Source organism: Aggregatibacter kilianii (assembly GCF_003130255.1).
In the GTDB taxonomy this organism is placed as follows: Bacteria; Pseudomonadota; Gammaproteobacteria; order Enterobacterales; family Pasteurellaceae; genus Aggregatibacter; species Aggregatibacter kilianii.
Genome location: NZ_NRCN01000002.1, coordinates 1 through 17,257, shown reverse-complemented (window position 1 = coordinate 17,257; position 17,257 = coordinate 1). Strand labels below are relative to the sequence as shown.

15 protein-coding genes and 1 tRNA gene are annotated in these 17,257 nt (G+C 42.7%); 10 read left to right on the top strand and 6 right to left on the bottom strand.

All coding sequences use genetic code 11. The features are described 5' to 3' along the window. Positions 1 to 23 precede the first annotated feature (23 nt). The 5 genes from grxD (at position 24) to DK428_RS09820 (ending at position 6,118) form a co-directional block, all read left to right on the top strand. Complete coding sequence (gene grxD, locus DK428_RS09840; RefSeq protein WP_005538743.1) at positions 24 to 353, top strand: Grx4 family monothiol glutaredoxin; 330 nt, start codon at positions 24 to 26, stop codon at positions 351 to 353. 124 nt (positions 354 to 477) lie between these two features. Then, on the top strand, positions 478 to 930 hold the full coding sequence (locus DK428_RS09835) for a DUF441 domain-containing protein (protein ID WP_109059707.1): 453 nt from the start codon (positions 478 to 480) through the stop codon (positions 928 to 930). After that, positions 931 to 1,311, top strand: a complete 381-nt coding sequence (locus DK428_RS09830) for a DUF423 domain-containing protein (RefSeq protein ID WP_109063794.1) — start codon at positions 931 to 933, stop codon at positions 1,309 to 1,311. A 6-nt stretch (positions 1,312 to 1,317) separates the two neighbouring features. Further along, complete coding sequence (gene hrpA / locus DK428_RS09825) at positions 1,318 to 5,319, top strand: ATP-dependent RNA helicase HrpA (RefSeq protein ID WP_109063793.1); 4,002 nt, start codon at positions 1,318 to 1,320, stop codon at positions 5,317 to 5,319. A 19-nt stretch (positions 5,320 to 5,338) separates the two neighbouring features. Next, positions 5,339 to 6,118, top strand: a complete 780-nt coding sequence (locus DK428_RS09820; protein WP_109063792.1) for a hypothetical protein — start codon at positions 5,339 to 5,341, stop codon at positions 6,116 to 6,118. Positions 6,119 to 6,338: 220 nt separating this feature from the next. Here DK428_RS09820 and DK428_RS09815 read toward each other — a convergent pair whose 3' ends face one another. The 4 genes from DK428_RS09815 to DK428_RS09800 form a co-directional block, all read right to left on the bottom strand. Further along, complete coding sequence (locus tag DK428_RS09815; protein ID WP_109063791.1) at positions 6,339 to 6,608, bottom strand: helix-turn-helix domain-containing protein; 270 nt, start codon at positions 6,606 to 6,608, stop codon at positions 6,339 to 6,341. Further along, positions 6,605 to 6,709, bottom strand: coding sequence for a hypothetical protein (locus DK428_RS11890; RefSeq protein WP_420837004.1), 105 nt, complete (start codon positions 6,707 to 6,709; stop codon positions 6,605 to 6,607). Before DK428_RS11890 ends, DK428_RS09815 begins: the two co-directional genes overlap by 4 nt. A gap of 273 nt (positions 6,710 to 6,982) precedes the next feature. Next, the gene (locus DK428_RS09805) at positions 6,983 to 7,627 is read right to left on the bottom strand and encodes a tetratricopeptide repeat protein (RefSeq protein ID WP_109063790.1); all 645 of its coding nucleotides are present in this window, start codon (positions 7,625 to 7,627) and stop codon (positions 6,983 to 6,985) included. 417 nt (positions 7,628 to 8,044) lie between these two features. Beyond that, positions 8,045 to 8,869, bottom strand: a complete 825-nt coding sequence (locus DK428_RS09800; protein ID WP_109063789.1) for a D-hexose-6-phosphate mutarotase — start codon at positions 8,867 to 8,869, stop codon at positions 8,045 to 8,047. Between the two features lie 72 nt (positions 8,870 to 8,941). Here DK428_RS09800 and yoaA point away from each other — a divergent pair, with 72 nt between their 5' ends. The 5 genes from yoaA (at position 8,942) to rnd (ending at position 15,149) form a co-directional block, all read left to right on the top strand. Continuing rightward, positions 8,942 to 10,873: a DNA repair helicase YoaA gene (gene yoaA / locus DK428_RS09795; protein ID WP_204352434.1), complete on the top strand. Its 1,932-nt coding sequence runs from the start codon at positions 8,942 to 8,944 to the stop codon at positions 10,871 to 10,873. A gap of 8 nt (positions 10,874 to 10,881) precedes the next feature. Then, entirely contained in the window at positions 10,882 to 11,604 is a 723-nt protein-coding gene (gene tsaB / locus DK428_RS09790) for a tRNA (adenosine(37)-N6)-threonylcarbamoyltransferase complex dimerization subunit type 1 TsaB (protein WP_109063787.1), read from the top strand. 30 nt (positions 11,605 to 11,634) lie between these two features. Continuing rightward, complete coding sequence (locus DK428_RS09785) at positions 11,635 to 12,192, top strand: Slp family lipoprotein (RefSeq protein ID WP_005704101.1); 558 nt, start codon at positions 11,635 to 11,637, stop codon at positions 12,190 to 12,192. Between the two features lie 43 nt (positions 12,193 to 12,235). Next, positions 12,236 to 13,924 (top strand): long-chain-fatty-acid--CoA ligase FadD, encoded by a 1,689-nt coding sequence (gene fadD, locus DK428_RS09780; protein ID WP_109063786.1) that lies wholly within the window; start codon positions 12,236 to 12,238, stop codon positions 13,922 to 13,924. A 67-nt stretch (positions 13,925 to 13,991) separates the two neighbouring features. Then, positions 13,992 to 15,149: a ribonuclease D gene (rnd, locus tag DK428_RS09775; RefSeq protein ID WP_109063785.1), complete on the top strand. Its 1,158-nt coding sequence runs from the start codon at positions 13,992 to 13,994 to the stop codon at positions 15,147 to 15,149. 83 nt (positions 15,150 to 15,232) lie between these two features. Here rnd and DK428_RS09770 read toward each other — a convergent pair whose 3' ends face one another. Further along, a complete protein-coding gene (locus DK428_RS09770) occupies positions 15,233 to 16,618 on the bottom strand; it encodes a cytochrome-c peroxidase (protein WP_109063784.1) in 1,386 nt (461 codons plus the stop codon). Positions 16,619 to 17,181: 563 nt separating this feature from the next. Then, a tRNA-Lys gene (locus DK428_RS09765) sits at positions 17,182 to 17,257 on the bottom strand.

Below are 17,257 nucleotides of genomic sequence, written 5' to 3'. Positions count from 1 at the left end.
CTTCAATGAATACAAGGAACATTATGGAAACGTTAGATAAAATCAAAAAACAAATCAGTGAAAACCCGATTCTGATTTATATGAAAGGCTCACCGAAATTCCCATCTTGTGGTTTCTCTGCCCGTGCAGTAGAAGCGTTGATTAACTGTGGTGTACCGTTTGGCTATGTGGATATTTTACAACATCCGGATATTCGTGCCGAATTACCGGCTTACGCAAATTGGCCGACATTCCCACAATTATGGGTGGAAGGCGAGTTAATCGGCGGTTGTGACATCGTGTTGGAAATGTACCAACAAGGCGAACTTAAAACCTTGCTACAAGAAGTGGCAGCAAGACATCCGCAAGCGTAAAAACGTTTTGAAATACAACCGCACTTTGGTTTTCCAAGTGCGGTTTTTTGTTGTCTGCCTCAGAGCAAATTTTATGGCGTATGCTATAATTCTCTGCAAATTCTTACCGCACTTTAGGATCAATATGTCTCTCCAATTCAACATGGTTGCCTTGCTTTTGGTGATTTTAATTTTACTCGGCATTTTCAGCCACAACAGTTCTATTACTATCTCTGCCGCCGTGCTACTGATCATGCAACAAACGCTACTCGCCAAATATATTCCTTATTTGGAAAAATACGGCTTGAGCATTGGTATTGTGATTTTAACCATCGGCGTCTTAAGTCCGCTGGTTTCCGGCAAAATTCAGCTTCCGGGCTTATCGGCATTTGTCAGTTGGAAAATGTTTGTCGCTATTGCCGTTGGTGTCTTCGTTGCATGGCTTGCGGGCAAAGGTGTTCCGCTCATGGGCGAGCAACCGGTGTTGGTGACAGGCTTGGTAATTGGCACCATTATCGGTGTCTCTTTTCTGGGCGGCATCCCGGTTGGACCACTTATCGCCGCAGGTATTTTGGCAGTATTAATAGGAAAATTTTAAATGAAAAACAAATGGTTATTTATCGCCACCTTGAGCGGTTTTTTATGTGTGACGATTGGCGCTTTTGCGGCACACGGATTAAGCAAGGTTTTAGATCCTAAAGCGTTAGCGTGGATTGAAACCGGTGTGAAATATCAAATGTTCCACACCCTTGCCATCATGGGTATCGGTATTGCGCAATTGTGTCGCGAATCATTGGTTGCCGGCAAAATGGCTAATTTTGCCGCAGGTGCGTGGGCATTTGGTATTCTTCTCTTTAGCGGCAGTCTTTATGCACTTGCGCTTGGCGCAGGCAAATTCCTGGTTTGGGTGACACCTATCGGCGGTACATTATTTTTAATCGGCTGGTTTTGTTTAGCTTACGGCAGCTTAAAAAAGTAAATTAGTATGAAAAATAGAACGGTCAAGCACAAATTACCCCCTTTACAGCAATCCCTTTTTTCTCAATTAATTGACATTATGTTGGCGGATAAACGCCGTTTATCCGCCCGCATTCACGGCATTGGCAAAATTAAAAGCCAAGAAGCGCAGCAAGCCGTTGCAGATGAAATCCAACAACAAATTGAACAAGCAAGATTACGTGTAGAAAGCCGTAAAAGTGCGGTCAAAAATCCAATCGTTTTTCCGGAAAGTTTGCCGGTTAGCCAACGCAAAGCAGAAATTGAAAAACTGCTTTCCGAGCATCAAGTGATCGTGGTGGCGGGGGAAACCGGTTCGGGTAAAACCACGCAGTTGCCGAAGATGTGTTTGGAGCTAGGATTCGGCAATCTTGGCACAATCGGACACACTCAACCGCGCCGTATTGCGGCACGTTCTGTGGCGGCTCGAATTGCCGAAGAATTGCAAACAGAAATTGGAGATTTAGTGGGGTATAAAGTCCGTTTTAATGATCAGATTAGCGACAACACCCAAATCAAGTTGATGACGGACGGGATTTTGTTGGCTGAAATTCAAACGGATCGTTTCCTCAATCAATATTCTTGCCTGATTATCGATGAAGCCCACGAACGTAGCTTGAACAACGATTTTATTCTCGGTTATCTGAAACAGCTTCTGCCACGTCGTCCGGACTTAAAAGTCATTATCACCTCAGCCACCATTGATGTGGAACGTTTTTCTAAACATTTTAATAACGCGCCGATTATCGAAGTCTCAGGCAGAACTTACCCTGTTGAAGTGCGTTATCGCCCTGTTGCGGAAGAAGACGATCAAGATCAGTTACAAGGCATTCTTAATGCGGTGGATGAGTTGCAAGCGGAAGGGCGCGGCGATATTTTGATCTTCATGAACGGCGAGCGAGAAATTCGTGACACCGCCGAAGCTTTGCAAAAGCAAAATTTAAAACACACGGAAATCCTACCGCTCTTTGCCCGCTTGTCTGCGCAAGAACAAAATAAAATCTTCCATCCGAGCGGTTTAAATCGCATTGTGTTAGCCACCAACGTGGCGGAAACCTCGCTCACCGTGCCGGGTATTAAATATGTGATTGACCCCGGCACGGCTCGCATTTCCCGTTATAGTTACCGCACCAAAGTACAACGTTTGCCTATTGAGCCGATTTCACAGGCTTCTGCCAATCAGCGAAAAGGGCGTTGCGGACGGGGGAGCGAAGGCATTTGTATTCGTCTTTATTCTGAGGAGGATTTTAATAATCGCCCTGAATTTACCGATCCGGAAATTCTGCGTACCAATTTGGCTTCCGTTATTTTACAAATGACGGCATTGGGTTTGGATGACATTGAAGCGTTCCCTTTTGTAGATGCACCGGATAAACGGCATATCCAAGATGGCGTGAAGTTGTTGGAAGAGTTGGGGGCGATTCAACCGAAAAAATATAAATCTCGTGATGGCGCGCGTCTCCCGACGCGTGCCCAAAATTTGACAGATGAAAGCACGCGTCAGGAGACGCGCGCTAGCGAATCGACAGAGAAAAAGCAAGGTTGGGAACTTACCCCAATCGGTCGCCAACTTGCTCAACTCCCTGTCGATCCGCGCCTTGCTAAAATGCTTCTAAGTGCGGTCGATTTTGGCTGCGTTTATGAGGTGATGATTATTGTCTCGGCGTTATCCATCCAAGATCCGCGTGAGCGCCCAACCGAAAAGCAACAGGCTTCCGACGAAAAACATCGTCGCTTTGCCGATAAAAAATCGGATTTCTTAGCATTCTTGAACCTTTGGAATTACGTGCAAGAACAGCAAAAAGAATTAACGAAAAACCAATTTCACCGTCAGTGCCAAAAAGATTTTTTAAATTATCTGCGCATTCGTGAATGGCAGGATATTTATCAACAAATTCGCCTTGCCGTGCGTGAAATGGGCTTGCCGATTAATTCCGAAAAAGCCGAATATCAGCAAATTCACACCGCACTTTTAAGCGGCTTGCTGTCGCATATCGGCTTAAAAGAAGCGGAAAAACAACAATATCTTGGCGCGCGTAATGCCCATTTTGCGATTTTCCCCAATTCCGTGCTTTTCAAAAAACAACCGAAATGGGTGATGGCGGCAGAGTTGGTGGAAACCTCCAAACTTTGGGGGCGCATGGTAGCGGAAATTGAGCCGGAATGGATTGAGCCGCTCGCCGAACACTTAACGAAAAAATCCTATTCTGAACCGCGCTGGTCGAAATCTCGCGGGGCGGTGATTGCCGATGAAAAGGTGAGCCTGTATGGCGTGCCGATTGTGGCAGCTCGACCGGTGAATTACGGCTCTATTGATCCAACGGTAAGCCGTGAGATCTTTATTCAATCCGCCTTGGTGGAAGGGGATTGGAATACTAAACATAAATTCTTCAAGCAAAATCAGCAGCTGATTCGTGAAGTGGAGGAATTGGAACACAAAAGCCGTCGCCGCGATATTTTGGTGGACGAGCGCACCTTATTTGAGTTTTACGATCAGCGTATCGGCACAGATGTGGTGTCGCAAAAACATTTTGATACTTGGTGGAAAAAGGCGGAAAAACAAAATCCTGAACTGCTTAATTTTGAACGTTCCTTCTTGATTAACGATGATGCGGAACAAGTGAGCAAGCTGGATTTCCCGAATTTCTGGCATCAAGGCAATCTGAAGCTCAAACTGACCTATCAATTTGAACCGGGTACGGATGCGGATGGCGTGACCGTGCATATTCCGTTGCCGTTGCTCAACCAGGTGGAAATGACGGGCTTTGACTGGCAAATACCGGGCTTGCGGGAGGAACTGGTGATTGCGCTGATTAAGTCTCTGCCGAAATCTTACCGTCGTAATTTCGTGCCGGCACCGAATTATGCCCAGGCCTTTTTAGGGCGCGCCGTGCCGTTGGAAAAACCGTTATTGGATACGCTGATTTATGAATTGCGCCGCATGACGGGCGTCACCGTAGAAGCGGAACATTGGAATTGGGAACAAATCCCGAGCTATTTGAAAATGACTTTCCGTGTGGTGGATGAAAACGGCAAGAAAATCGCCGAATCCATGAATTTAGACGAGCTGAAATTTAGCTTAAAAGATCGTGTACAGGAAAGCATTTCTGCCGTGGCGGATGATGGCATTGAGCAAAGTGGGCTGCATATTTGGAGCTTTGCGGAGCTGCCGCAATGTTATGAACAAAAACAGTGCGGTTTCAGTGTGAAAGCCTTCCCGGCCATTGTGGACGAAAAAGACGCTGTGGGCATTAAACTGTTTGAAACGGAATTTGAACAAGCGGTGGCTATGCAACAAGGTTTGCGCCGATTGTTGCTGCTCAATGTGCCGACACCGATTAAATATTTGCATGAAAAATTACCGAATAAAGCCAAATTAGGGCTGTATTTTACGCCGTTTGGTCGTGTGTTGGATTTAATTGACGACTGCATCGCCTGTGCCGTGGATAAACTGATTGCGGATTTTGGCGGCTTTGTGTGGAACGAAGAAGGCTTTGATAAGCTACGGGATTTTGTGCGTGAAAACGTCAATGAAGTCACCGTGGATATTGCCCAAAAAGTGGAGCAGATCCTCACGCTCACTCACCAACTCAACCAACGTCTCAAAGGCAAAATGGATTTCACCATGGCATTCGCCTTGTCTGATATGAAAAGCCAAATCGCCGGTTTGATTTATCAAGGTTTTGTACAAAAAAGCGGCTACGCCCGCCTGCCGGATTTACTCCGCTACCTGCAAGCTATCGACAAACGCATGGATAAACTGGCTCAAGATGTGAATCGCGATCGTGCCGCCATGTTACGCGTGGAACAAGTGCAACAAGCCTACCAACAACTCCTCGCCAAACTGCCAAAATCCAAACCGATTTCGGATGAGGTGGCGGAGATTCGTTATATGATCGAAGAATTGCGGGTGAGTTTGTTTGCGCAGCAGTTGGGGACGAAGTATCCGGTGTCGGATAAACGGGTTTTGAACGTGATTAGTAGCATGTGATTTTAAGGTGATTAATTATATGATTGATTTTATTTCTCATAATTTTATCTCTATTACTCCTATAGTTATATCGCTATTTGCCTTATATTTTTCTATAAAGGTATACAAACATAATGTTTTTAATTCTAAAGTTCAAAGCTATTATCAAAAAGCCTCATATCGTGTTTTTTTAGTTAAAATTAGTTTTTGGGATAAATTATGGGATAACTATAGTTTCAAAGTAAAACTATATAATTCTTTTTTTTCTGATAGTTATCCCTTTCCTTATAAAATTTGTATAATTCCTAATATAGGTGGAATAGCTAGAGCACAGACATTTGATCTTATTAGCACAGGAAAAACACTAGGAATAGATAGAACACTACCAATTATTTTAAATAAGTTTAAAAAATTTGATACCCTTCATAAAGGATATGCCTATCATCAAATTTTATCGTTTATAAAATCTGACAAATACCCTTATTTTTGTTTTTCTAATGAAGAATTAAGAGAATTTAGTCGCTATCATTTTTGTATTGAAATTACTGACTTTAATAATAATTCTGAAGTATGGTATGTTGGTTTTTCTCTAGTAGTAAATAGAGATAAAGATATGAAAGTGACAGATTATGAATTTGAAGATATTAATATTGTATCTCCTAAAGATATAATTAAAAATCTATATAGAATATTATCTTTTAATAAAAGTTTAGATGAAATAAAAAAAGAGAAAGATTTTGATAAGGCTAAATATGATTTACAGATTTTTGAAATGAAAACATATTTTTTGTTTCTGAAAAATATTAAAAGGAGTTTATAGCATTAAACTCAAATAATTTTATAAGCTCCATATTATAGTATAGTTGCTTACTCCCCTACGATAGCGCGCGTCTCCTCCTAGATAGCGCAAGCGTCCACGCTTGTGCTTATGCGGTCCAAGTGAGGACGCTTGAACCATCGTTCTGTTTTTAAAAAGTGCGGTCATTTTTTCAAACGTTTTTCAACTTCAAAAACACATGTAAAATCCACCGCACTTTTGCTTATCGAAACTCCACATAAACCTTCTTCCCCAATCCTTCAGCAATACGTTGTAAAAAGGCAAGTGACGGGGTGTGGTTGCCTGATTCAAAACGGCTGATGGCACTTTGGGCGATGCCGGTTTTTTCTGCTAAACCTTTTTGGGTGAGTTGCTGTTCTTGGCGTAATTTAATGATTTGACGAATAAGTTCGTATTGGGGGCTGAGTTGATCGTATTCGGTTTTTACTTCAGGATTTTGTAGTGCCTGTTGTTTAAAATCTTCAAATTTCATAATAAATTCCTCGCCTGATAATCTCGTTTATATGCTAGTGCCTTAGCTAATTCACTTTTCGGCGTTTTTTGTGTTTTCTTAATGAAACCGTTCGTGATAATGATGTTTTCCCCACGATAGCGCGCGTCTCCTGACGCGTGCTTGTATCTTTAATTTAAGCGGCACGCGTCAGGAGACGCGCGCCAGCATGGCGAGAATTGTCATTGGGTTAGATAGCTTCTTTGGTAGCATTCTTAACTTTCCAGAACATTATGAAAAGTTTAAGAATGACTACATATATGAGCATTTTTTAAATGGCACTTGCTGTACAAGCACAGATTATGTTTTCGATCATAAAGAATTAAATATTCCATATGATCAAATCTTCTTTATTCTTACTTTAATTTTTTATAATACAAACAACCTTTTTTATCACCATTATCACAAGCCTTACCCAGCCATTCTTTGGCTACGGTTCTATTTTGTTTTACACCTTCTCCATCGCGATACATAAGACCCAAATTAAATTGAGCCATTGCATATCCTTTATCCGCCGCTTTTTGGTACCATTTCGCAGCTTCAACATAATCTTGTTTTACACCTACTCCATTATAATATATAACGCCCAAACTATATTGAGAACGTAGCCCCCCTTGATCCGCCGCTTTTCGGTACCATTTCATCGCTTCAGCATAATCTTGTTCTACGCCCTCTCCTTTCGTATACATCATACCCAAATTATGTTGAGCTTTTACATCCCCGTTTTCCGCTGCTTTTCGAAACCATTTCGCCGCTTCAACATTGTTTTGTATATCGTTTTCATTACGATACATAAGGCCCAAATTATATTGTGCCCTTGCATCCCCTTGATCCGCCAGAGGCTTCCAAAGTTTCAACGCTGTTTGGTAATCACCTTTTTTGACCGCTTCAAAACCTTGATCAAGCTGTTGGTCCGGTGTATTTGTCAAACCTGTTGAATGGCAGGAAGCCAGTGAAAGGCCTAGAATAGCTGTAGTGAGAAGTGTTTTTGTCAATTTCATGTTGGTTTCCTTATTTAAATTGAGTTAATTTTTAATATTCTGTCTTTATTCATAATAATTGCTGTGTAAGACTGAAAATTTTCTGTCATTTTAGCATATAGATGTCTAATAGATGCTCAAGATAGCGCAAGCATTAACGCTTGAGCTTATTTGGTCCAAGCGAGGACGCTTGAACCATCGTTTCGTTTTTAGAAAGTGCGGTCATTTTTTCAAACGTTTTTCAACTTCAAAAACACTCCCACAATCGCGCATGTTTCCTCCGCGATGGCGCACGTTTCCTAACGTGTGCCTTTTTCAAAAATATCAGCACACGCTAGGAAGCGTGCGCTATTAATATCAGATTTTGCCAAGGTCTCAAGGAATCAGATTTTAGAGTTGGTTTGCAAAAAACATCTGAAAATCTGACCGCACTTTAATTTACTTCACACTCAATCTCACTGCCACCGTTTCTCCCGTTTGGAGATATTCATCAATTCGGGCTGTTTCTACGCATACCATGGTTTGATAACCGTTTTCCGTCATATTGCTGGTGGTTTTATGCCATGGGTTCCATAGCACCACGTTACCGGCATTCAGGTGTTCAATGGTAATGATGCGGTGGTTGCCGATGTCGTGAACCTCGGTTGGTTGTTGAGGGGCAGTATAAATGCAGTCAACGTTTTCGCGAATGGCGCGCGGTGAAGGCACGACTTCCTGCGATTGGCTTAATGAATTAAAGCATTCTGTCGGGAGGTTGGCGATTTGTGTACGGTTGATGTCAGCAACATTGAAATAACTGTGTAAAGCCACTTGTACGTTTTTCATCGCCGAATCGCCATAATGAGTAAAACGTAATTCGCATTGTTCGCTAAATTGTATTTCCACTTTGGCCAACACGATATTCAATGCAGAAAACAGGGAAAAAACTAACCGCACTTTGTCGGTACGAATCTCATAATCGCTTAATTGCCAAAGGCTGGTGCGGGCGAAACCGTGCGCCGGTGAGCCGGCATTGCCAAACCACGGATAGCAAATAGGAACGCCGCCACGAATGGCCGTACCTGTTTCAAAAGGTTCAATTTCGCTAAGCCACAGTACATCTTGTTGGCATTGTGTCGGTTGCCAGCTGAATAGGTGTGCGCCTTGCAAGGCAATTTTTGCCGAACCAACGGCGTGCTGTAAATGCAGTACGGGAATGTCGTTGTAGGCATAAAGGCTAAGTTCCGGCGTGATTTGCTGTTGGAGTTGGATATTTACTGTCATTTAGACCTCGTGGATTTAGAAAAAAAGGAAATCTGCTATACTGTGCCGACTTTTGATTTGATGAAAAAAATAATGGCGTATAAGAAACAAATTAGCAAGGTTTTTTCTATTGATGGTGAGCTAAGTCAACACATCAAGGGATTTCGTCCGCGCGAAGAACAGCGCGAGATGGCGACTGCCGTTGGAAAAACCATTGAGCATAGCAGTCCGTTGGTGGTGGAAGCCGGAACGGGCACGGGAAAAACCTTTGCTTATTTGGCGCCGGCGTTATTGGCGAAGAAGAAAACCATTATTTCCACCGGCTCAAAAAATCTACAGGATCAGCTTTTTAATCGGGATTTACCCGCCATTCAAAAAGCCCTTGGCTATAGCGGCAAAATTGCTTTGCTTAAAGGGCGTGCCAATTATTTGTGTTTAGAACGTTTGGAACAGGTGATTGCGCAAGGCGTATTGGGCGATCGCAGCGTGCTGCATGATTTATCCAAAGTACGAAAATGGCGTAATAGCACTAAAAGCGGCGATTTGTCCGAATGTACCGAACTTGCCGAAGATAGCCCGATTCTGCCACAACTCACCAGTACTGCTGAAAGCTGTTTGGGGAGTGATTGTCCCAATTATGCTGATTGTTATGTGGCATTGGCGCGCAAAAAAGCCTTGAATGCCGATTTGGTGGTGGTGAATCATCATTTATTTTTTGCTGACATGGCCGTGAAAGAAAACGGTTTTGGCGAGCTGATTCCTAACGCAGAAGTTATTGTTTTTGACGAAGCACATCAATTGCCGGATATTGCCAGTCAATATTTCGGACAATCTATCACCTCCCGCCAACTTTTTGATTTATGCAAAGATATTCAGATTACTTACCGCACGGAAGTGAAAGACATGGCGCAACTTGGTGTGGCTTCCGATCAGTTACAAAAAATCGTACAGGATTTTCGTTTGTTGTTGGGAGAAGGCAATACGCGAGGTAATTGGCGTGAAATGTTGCAGCAAAGTGCGGTCAAAAAAGCCTACGATTTTTTACTGGAAAAACTCAATTTCACCGCTGAAGTTATTAAGCTCGGTTTAGGACGTTCTCAAACGTTGGACAGTATTTTTGAACGCATTGCAGGATTTCAAGGCTTGTTAAAACGCCTGTTGGAAACAGAAATTACGGGATATTGTTATTGGTATGAATGTATTGGTCGCCAATTTGGATTGCATATCACGCCACTCACAGTGGCGGATAAATTCGGTGAGCAAATGGCAAAACAAAAATGCGCGTGGATTTTTACCTCCGCTACGTTGGAAGTCGGCGGCACGTTTGAGCACTTTTGTCAGCGTTTAGGCATTCAGCATGCGGAACAAAAAATTCTGCCAAGCCCGTTTAATTATGCCGAGCAATCCTTGCTTTGTGTACCACGTTACTTGCCGGCAACCAATCACAGCAACACCTTTCGTCAGCTGGGGGAGATGTTGTTGCCGATTATTGAAGCGAATCAAGGTCGCTGTTTCGTGCTTTGTACATCCTATGCCATGATGCGTAGCCTGGCGGAGTTTTTCCGTGAAAATAGCGATTTGTCGATTTTGTTACAGGGCGAAACGGCAAAGGCAACTTTACTTGAGCAATTTGTCTCTCAGTCCCATAGCGTGCTGGTTGCCACTTCCAGTTTTTGGGAAGGCGTGGATGTCAGAGGTGACGCATTGTCGTTGGTGATTATTGATAAATTGCCGTTCACGGCGCCGGATGCCCCCCTGCTTAAAGCACGTATTGAAGATTGCCGTTTGCAGGGCGGTGATCCGTTTAATGATATTCAAATTCCGGAGGCGGTGATTACCTTAAAACAAGGTGTCGGACGCTTGATTCGGGATGTCACCGATCGGGGCGTGGTGATTATTTGTGATAATCGTTTGGTGATGCGGCCTTACGGCGAAACTTTTTTGCGTAGTTTGCCGCATTTTAAACGTACGCGAGACCTTAACAAAGTGGTACAATTCCTTACAGAAACTAATAGAGAAGAATAGAATAAATAATGAAAAACGTCACATTGTTAGCGTTAGATACAGCAACTGAAGCTTGCTCTGTTGCTTTGTTACGAGGTGGAGAAAAAATCCATTTGGAACAACTTGCCCAACGCGAACACACGAAACATATTCTGCCTATGGTAGATCAGGTTTTGGCGCAGGCAGGGATTACGCTTAATCAAGTTGATGCCTTGGCATTTGGGCGTGGTCCGGGCAGTTTCACCGGTGTGCGAATTGGTGCGGGCATTGCACAAGGTTTGGCATTCGGTGCTAATTTACCGGTGATTCCTATTTCCAATTTAGCCGCCATGGCGCAAGCCGCTTATGTGCAATATCAGGTGGAAACCGTGTTAAGCGCCATTGATGCCCGCATGAATGAAGTCTATTTTGCTCAATGGCAGGCACAAAAAGTGCGGTCGGATTTTGGCACGTTTTTACACTGGCAACCTGTGATTGAAGAACAGGTTTGCAACCCGCAAAATGTGTTGGAACAACTCGCACGGCAGGAACATTCCGGCGCAGTTTTAGTCGGTACCGGTTGGGCGGCGTATCCGCAATTGGCGGAAGCCAATTTAGGCAAAACCACCGATATTATCTTGCCTTCCGCATTATATATGTTGGATTTGGCCTTGCCGCAATGGTTTGCCGGGCAGGTTATTAGCCCGTTAGACATTGAGCCGATTTACTTGCGTAATGAAGTCACTTGGAAAAAACTACCCGGACGAGAATAAGTTTTAATTATCTTTTAGAGGAGAATTAAAATGCGTAAAAAAACATGGCTAATTCTGACCGCACTTTCTTTGGGTTTGGTCGGTTGTGTCTCTGCACCACAAGGGTTCGAACCCAAACGGTTTGATGCGTTGAATTTAAAAAGCGTACAGTTACAAGATTATGATTGCCAATGTAAGAAAGTACGTTTAGGCGGTAAGGTGATTTCTGCTACGGCGTTAAAAAATCAAACCAAAATCGAAGTGTTAAATCAAACGGTGGCGTATTTTTCCGCCAAACCTATTGTGGATAGTCATAGCGATGGGCGGTTTATTGCCTATTTAAACGGCTTTGTTGAACCGGAAAATTTGAAAGATCAATATGTCACGGTGGCAGGCGTGTTAAAAGGCAAAGAAACGGGCAACATTGATCAAGCAGAATATAGCTATCCCGTAGTGCAGGCCGATCAATATCGTATTTGGAAATTAGTGAAGGAATATTATTACGATCCGGATGATTTTTATGATTACGGTCCGTTCCGTCCTTATGGTTGGGGATTTTCCTCCCGCTTTTTCTGGGCTGAACCCCGTGTTCGTTACAATTTATACTAATTTCAACATCATAAAAAATAGGAACAATACTTAAGGAACAATAATGGAAAAACTTTGGTTTAAAAATTATCCGGATGGCTCTGAGCATGAATTGGATACATCGGAATACGATTCCATTTTAGATATGTTTGATAAGGCGGTGCGTGAGCATCCGGACCGCGCGGCTTATATCAATATGGGTAAAGTGCTGACTTTTCGTAAGTTGGAAGAGCGTAGCCGTGCCTTTGCGGCGTATTTGCAGAATGAATTGAAGCTGGAACGTGGTGAGCGCGTGGCATTAATGATGCCGAATTTGTTGCAATATCCTATTGCGTTATTTGGTATTTTACGCGCAGGTCTCGTGGTGGTGAATGTAAACCCGCTTTATACACCGCGCGAGTTGGAACACCAACTCCAAGACAGTGGTGCCAAAGCTATTGTGGTGGTCTCTAATTTTGCTTCCACGTTAGAAAAAGTGGTGTTCAACACAGATGTGAAACACGTGATTTTAACCCGTATGGGCGACCAACTCTCTTTTGGTAAACGCACATTGGTAAATTTCGTGGTGAAATACGTGAAGAAATTGGTACCGAAATACAAGCTACCAAATGCGGTGACATTTCGTGAAGTGTTGAGTGTCGGTAAATATCGCCAATATGTACGTCCGCAAATAGAACGGGATAATTTGGCGTTTCTGCAATACACCGGCGGTACGACGGGCGTGGCAAAAGGCGCTATGCTGTCTCACGGCAATATTATTGTGAACGTATTCCAATCTAAGTGGATTGCTTATCCTTTCGTAGGCGATCGCCACCGTGAACGCTTGGCGATTTTAGCACTACCGCTGTATCACGTTTTTGCGCTAACAGTGAACTGTTTATTGTTTGTCGAGTTGGGCATAACTGCCGTATTAATCACCAATCCACGTGATATTCCGGGCTTTGTCAAAGAACTGAAAAAATATCCTTTCGTCGCCATTACGGGCGTGAATACGTTATTCAATGCGTTGTTAAACAACGAGAATTTTAAAGAAGTTAATTTTTCTTCGTTAAAACTTTCCGTTGGTGGCGGCATGGCGATTCAACAAGCGGTGGCAACCCGTTGGCATGAAATTACCGGTTGTAACATTATTGAAGGTTATGGCATGACGGAATGTTCTCCGCTGATTGCCGCTTGCCCGGTCAATGTAGTGAAACACAACGGCAGTATCGGCGTACCTGTACCGAATACGGATATTAAAATTATCAAAGAAGACGGCACTGAAGCAGCAATCGGCGAAGCAGGGGAGTTGTGGGTAAAAGGCGAGCAAGTCATGCAGGGTTACTGGCAACGCCCAGAAGCCTCTGCCGAAGTGATCAAAGATGGTTGGATGGCGACCGGTGATATTGTCGTTATGGATGAAAGCTACAGCTTGCGCATTGTGGATCGTAAAAAAGACATGATTTTGGTGTCCGGCTTTAACGTGTATCCGAATGAAATCGAAGATGTAGTGATGCTCAACTATAAGGTCTCCGAAGTGGTAGCTATTGGTGTACCAAATGAAGTTTCGGGTGAAACCATTAAGATTTTTGTGGTGAAAAAAGACGAAAGCCTGACCCGCGATGAGTTGCGTCAACATTGCCGTCAACATTTAACCGGTTACAAAATTCCGAAAGATATCGAATTTCGCGACGAGTTGCCAAAGAGCAATGTAGGCAAGATTTTACGCCGCGTATTGCGTGACGAAGAATTGGCTAAGCGCCAGGCGAATTAGTCATTAATTTTATCAATCAATAAGAGAGAATGTCGCTTTTGTGAGCAATATTCTCTCCTTCATTTCTATGACGTATCAAATAAAAGAATGCAAAAACGCACCGCACTTTAAGCTCATTACTGAGGATGAATCCTTGGCAGCGGTTTGTGCATTGGCCGGACAGCAAAGTGCGGTGGCTTTAGACACCGAATTTGTCCGCACCCGAACTTTTTATCCGAAGCTCGGTTTGATTCAGCTCTATGCCGGTGATAAAGTCGCGCTTATCGACCCGACAACGATTCAAGATTTTTCTCCTTTCATTGCCTTACTTGCCGATGAACGCGTCACCAAAGTGTTACATGCCAGTGGAGAAGATTTGGAAGTTTTTCAACACTATTTCCAGCAACTACCGCAATCGATGTGCGATACCCAAGTGGTGGCCAATTTTCTGGGCTTTGCCAATTCACCGGGATTTGCCACATTAGTGCAACATTACTTCCAAATTGAAATTGATAAAGGCGCTTCCCGCACCGATTGGTTGGCTCGCCCGTTATCCGATACGCAATTGCAATATGCGGCGGCCGATGTGTGGTATTTGTTGCCGTTATATCAGCAAATGCAAGCACAGCTGGCGCAAACCGAGTGGCAAAGTGCGGCGGAAAATGAATGTGAATTTTTACTCAATAAACGGGCGCAGTCTGCAAGGGATCCGGAGGAAGCGTATTTTGCTATTCCCAATGCGTGGAAACTCAATTCATTAGAATTAATGCGCCTAAAACTGTTGGCAAAATGGCGTATGCAAGAAGCCATGCGACGGGATCTTGCTTTAAATTTTGTGGTTCATGCGGAAAATTTATGGACGGTAGCAAAACATGATCCGAAAAGTACCTCGGCGTTGTTGGAGCTTGGGTTAAGCACGGCAGAAGTGCGAATTCACGGTAAAAAATTATTACAGTTGCTTGAACAGGTTAAACGAATTGATCCAAAAGATTATCCGCCAACGATTCAACGTCTAATGGATGACCCACGTTATAAAGCGGCATTAAAAACCTTGCAACAGGAATTAACGAAAATTACGCCTGAAAATTTACCAAAAGAGTTAATTGCCGGCCGACGCGGCTTGGAAAGTTTAATGAAATGGCACTGGCGAAAAGAAGCGGATAATGAACCGCCGGAATTGTTAAACGGTTGGCGTCGACCTTTTGGTGAAAAGCTTTTGAGCGCCTTGAAAGCGTTCGATGCATAATCCTTTTAAATAAAAAAGTGCGGTGAGTTTTTACGACGTTTAAAAACGTGTTGAAAATCCACCGCACTTTTTATTGATTGCCGTTATTGCAATTTCTTACCTTCAAATTCACCATTCAGACTTTCTAAGAAGGATGTAATATCATCAATGTCTTGTTGTTGCGGTTTAGCGTTGCTTTGATATTTCAACATAATACGAACCGCTTCTTTCAAGTCTTTTGCGGAGGCATCGTGCATATAAGGCGCAGTTAATGCGATATTACGCAATGATGGTACTTTAAAACGATGCATATCGTACGGATCTTGGGTTTGCGCGAAACGACCTTGGTCTGCATCTGTGATTGGTGTGCCACGATCTTTGAAGTAATCACCGTAAATACCCATGTATTCGTAAGATTGACCGCCCATATTCACGCCCGTGTGGCAGGTATCGCATTTATGCTGTTTAAACAATTCATACCCTTTTAATTGTTGTGCGTTTAATGCCGTTTTATCGCCTTTTAAGTAGCGGTCGAAATCGCTATTCGGCGTGATTAAGGTTTTTTCATATTCACCGATGGCATGGGTTAATGTGGCTTGGGTGACTTCAGGATAGATTTGTAAGAATTCTTTTTTAAATTCTTCATCTTGTTCAAATTTTGCCACAATGTCATTCCATGTGTGGGAACCCATTTCTACCGGATTAACAGGTGGTCCGCCTGCTTGGTCGGCTAAATCAATGGCACGACCATCCCAGAATTGGACGAAGTTAAATGCGGCGTTAAATACGGTTGGTGCGTTAATACCGCCTTTTTTGCCCTCAATGCCGGTAGAAACATCTAAATGGTCAACCCCGCCTTTGTCGAGTTGGTGACAGGTGTGACATTGAATGGTGCCGTCTGTCGATAAATGACCGTCTTTAAAGAGCTTGCGACCTAGAGCCACTTTGGCCGGATCTGTCATGATGACATCCGGAATCGGTTGAACTAAGCGATTGTTATCGGTGCCTTTAGTATTTGCCGGTAAAAAGGCTTTACGTTGTTCACGAATCCAGTTTAATAACGTAGTTTTTTCGTCTTCATCAGGACGACTTCCCCAGTGAATATGACGGAATTTTGCAATCGGCATTTCGCCATTTTCAATGACGCGCTCAAGTTTTGCCAAATCCACTTCCGATAATTTACTAGGATTTTTTAAGCCTTCGAGTAATTTATTTAATAGGAATACGCGGTTGCCTCCTTTAATGTCGTTTTGCATCATAGAATCAACTAACGGAACACGAGCATAAAATGGCAACTCGGCACTTGGTGTGTGACAATACTGACACCCATTGTTAAAAAAGACTTTGGCGATTTTTTGTTGTTCGGCAGAGTAATTGCCTTCGGCAAGTAATTTCTCCATTTGTCCTTTGTCATATTGATGAACATATCCAACAACCCCAAGATAACCGGCAATCGCGATGATTGCGGCTTTCAATGCAAATTTTTTCATAATCATGCTCCAACATTAAAAAAATAAATTAAGGCGCGGATTATCAGTTAAATTTAAGAGGAAGTATATGATTTAAGTCAATAAAAATAATTCATAAAGACAATGGGTGAAATAAATTCTGATGATTGAATGCTTACTTGGGAAATTGGCCATGAATATATTTTTATATAATATAAGTATTTATTTTTCAGTTTGATTTATACACTCCAAAGATTTTTTGTAAAAGAATAGGAACTATACCGTTACACATTATGTGTAGGATAATGGTTTTCACTTTAATTCCTATTTAAATAATGAGAAATATTTTTATTTTTAAATGCTATTGATATTAAGTGGTTCGTTGTGAAAAGAATTACATTGTTAACAAGTTTTCTTGCTCTCACTATTACATCATTAACATTCGCTAATGGACTAAATATGAATTTTCAAAAAATTGATGAATGGTACAAAAATAGTTTTTTGGTATAACGCAATAGGATTAGAGCTTCAGATATAAGAAGTTAAACACAAAGCTAGTAACAAATTTAATTAAGAAATGTTAATTGTGAGTGAATTAAATTGGTTGGTGGGTCGTGAAGGATTCGAACCTTCGACCAACGGATTAAAAGTCCGCTGCTCTACCGACTGAGCTAACGACCC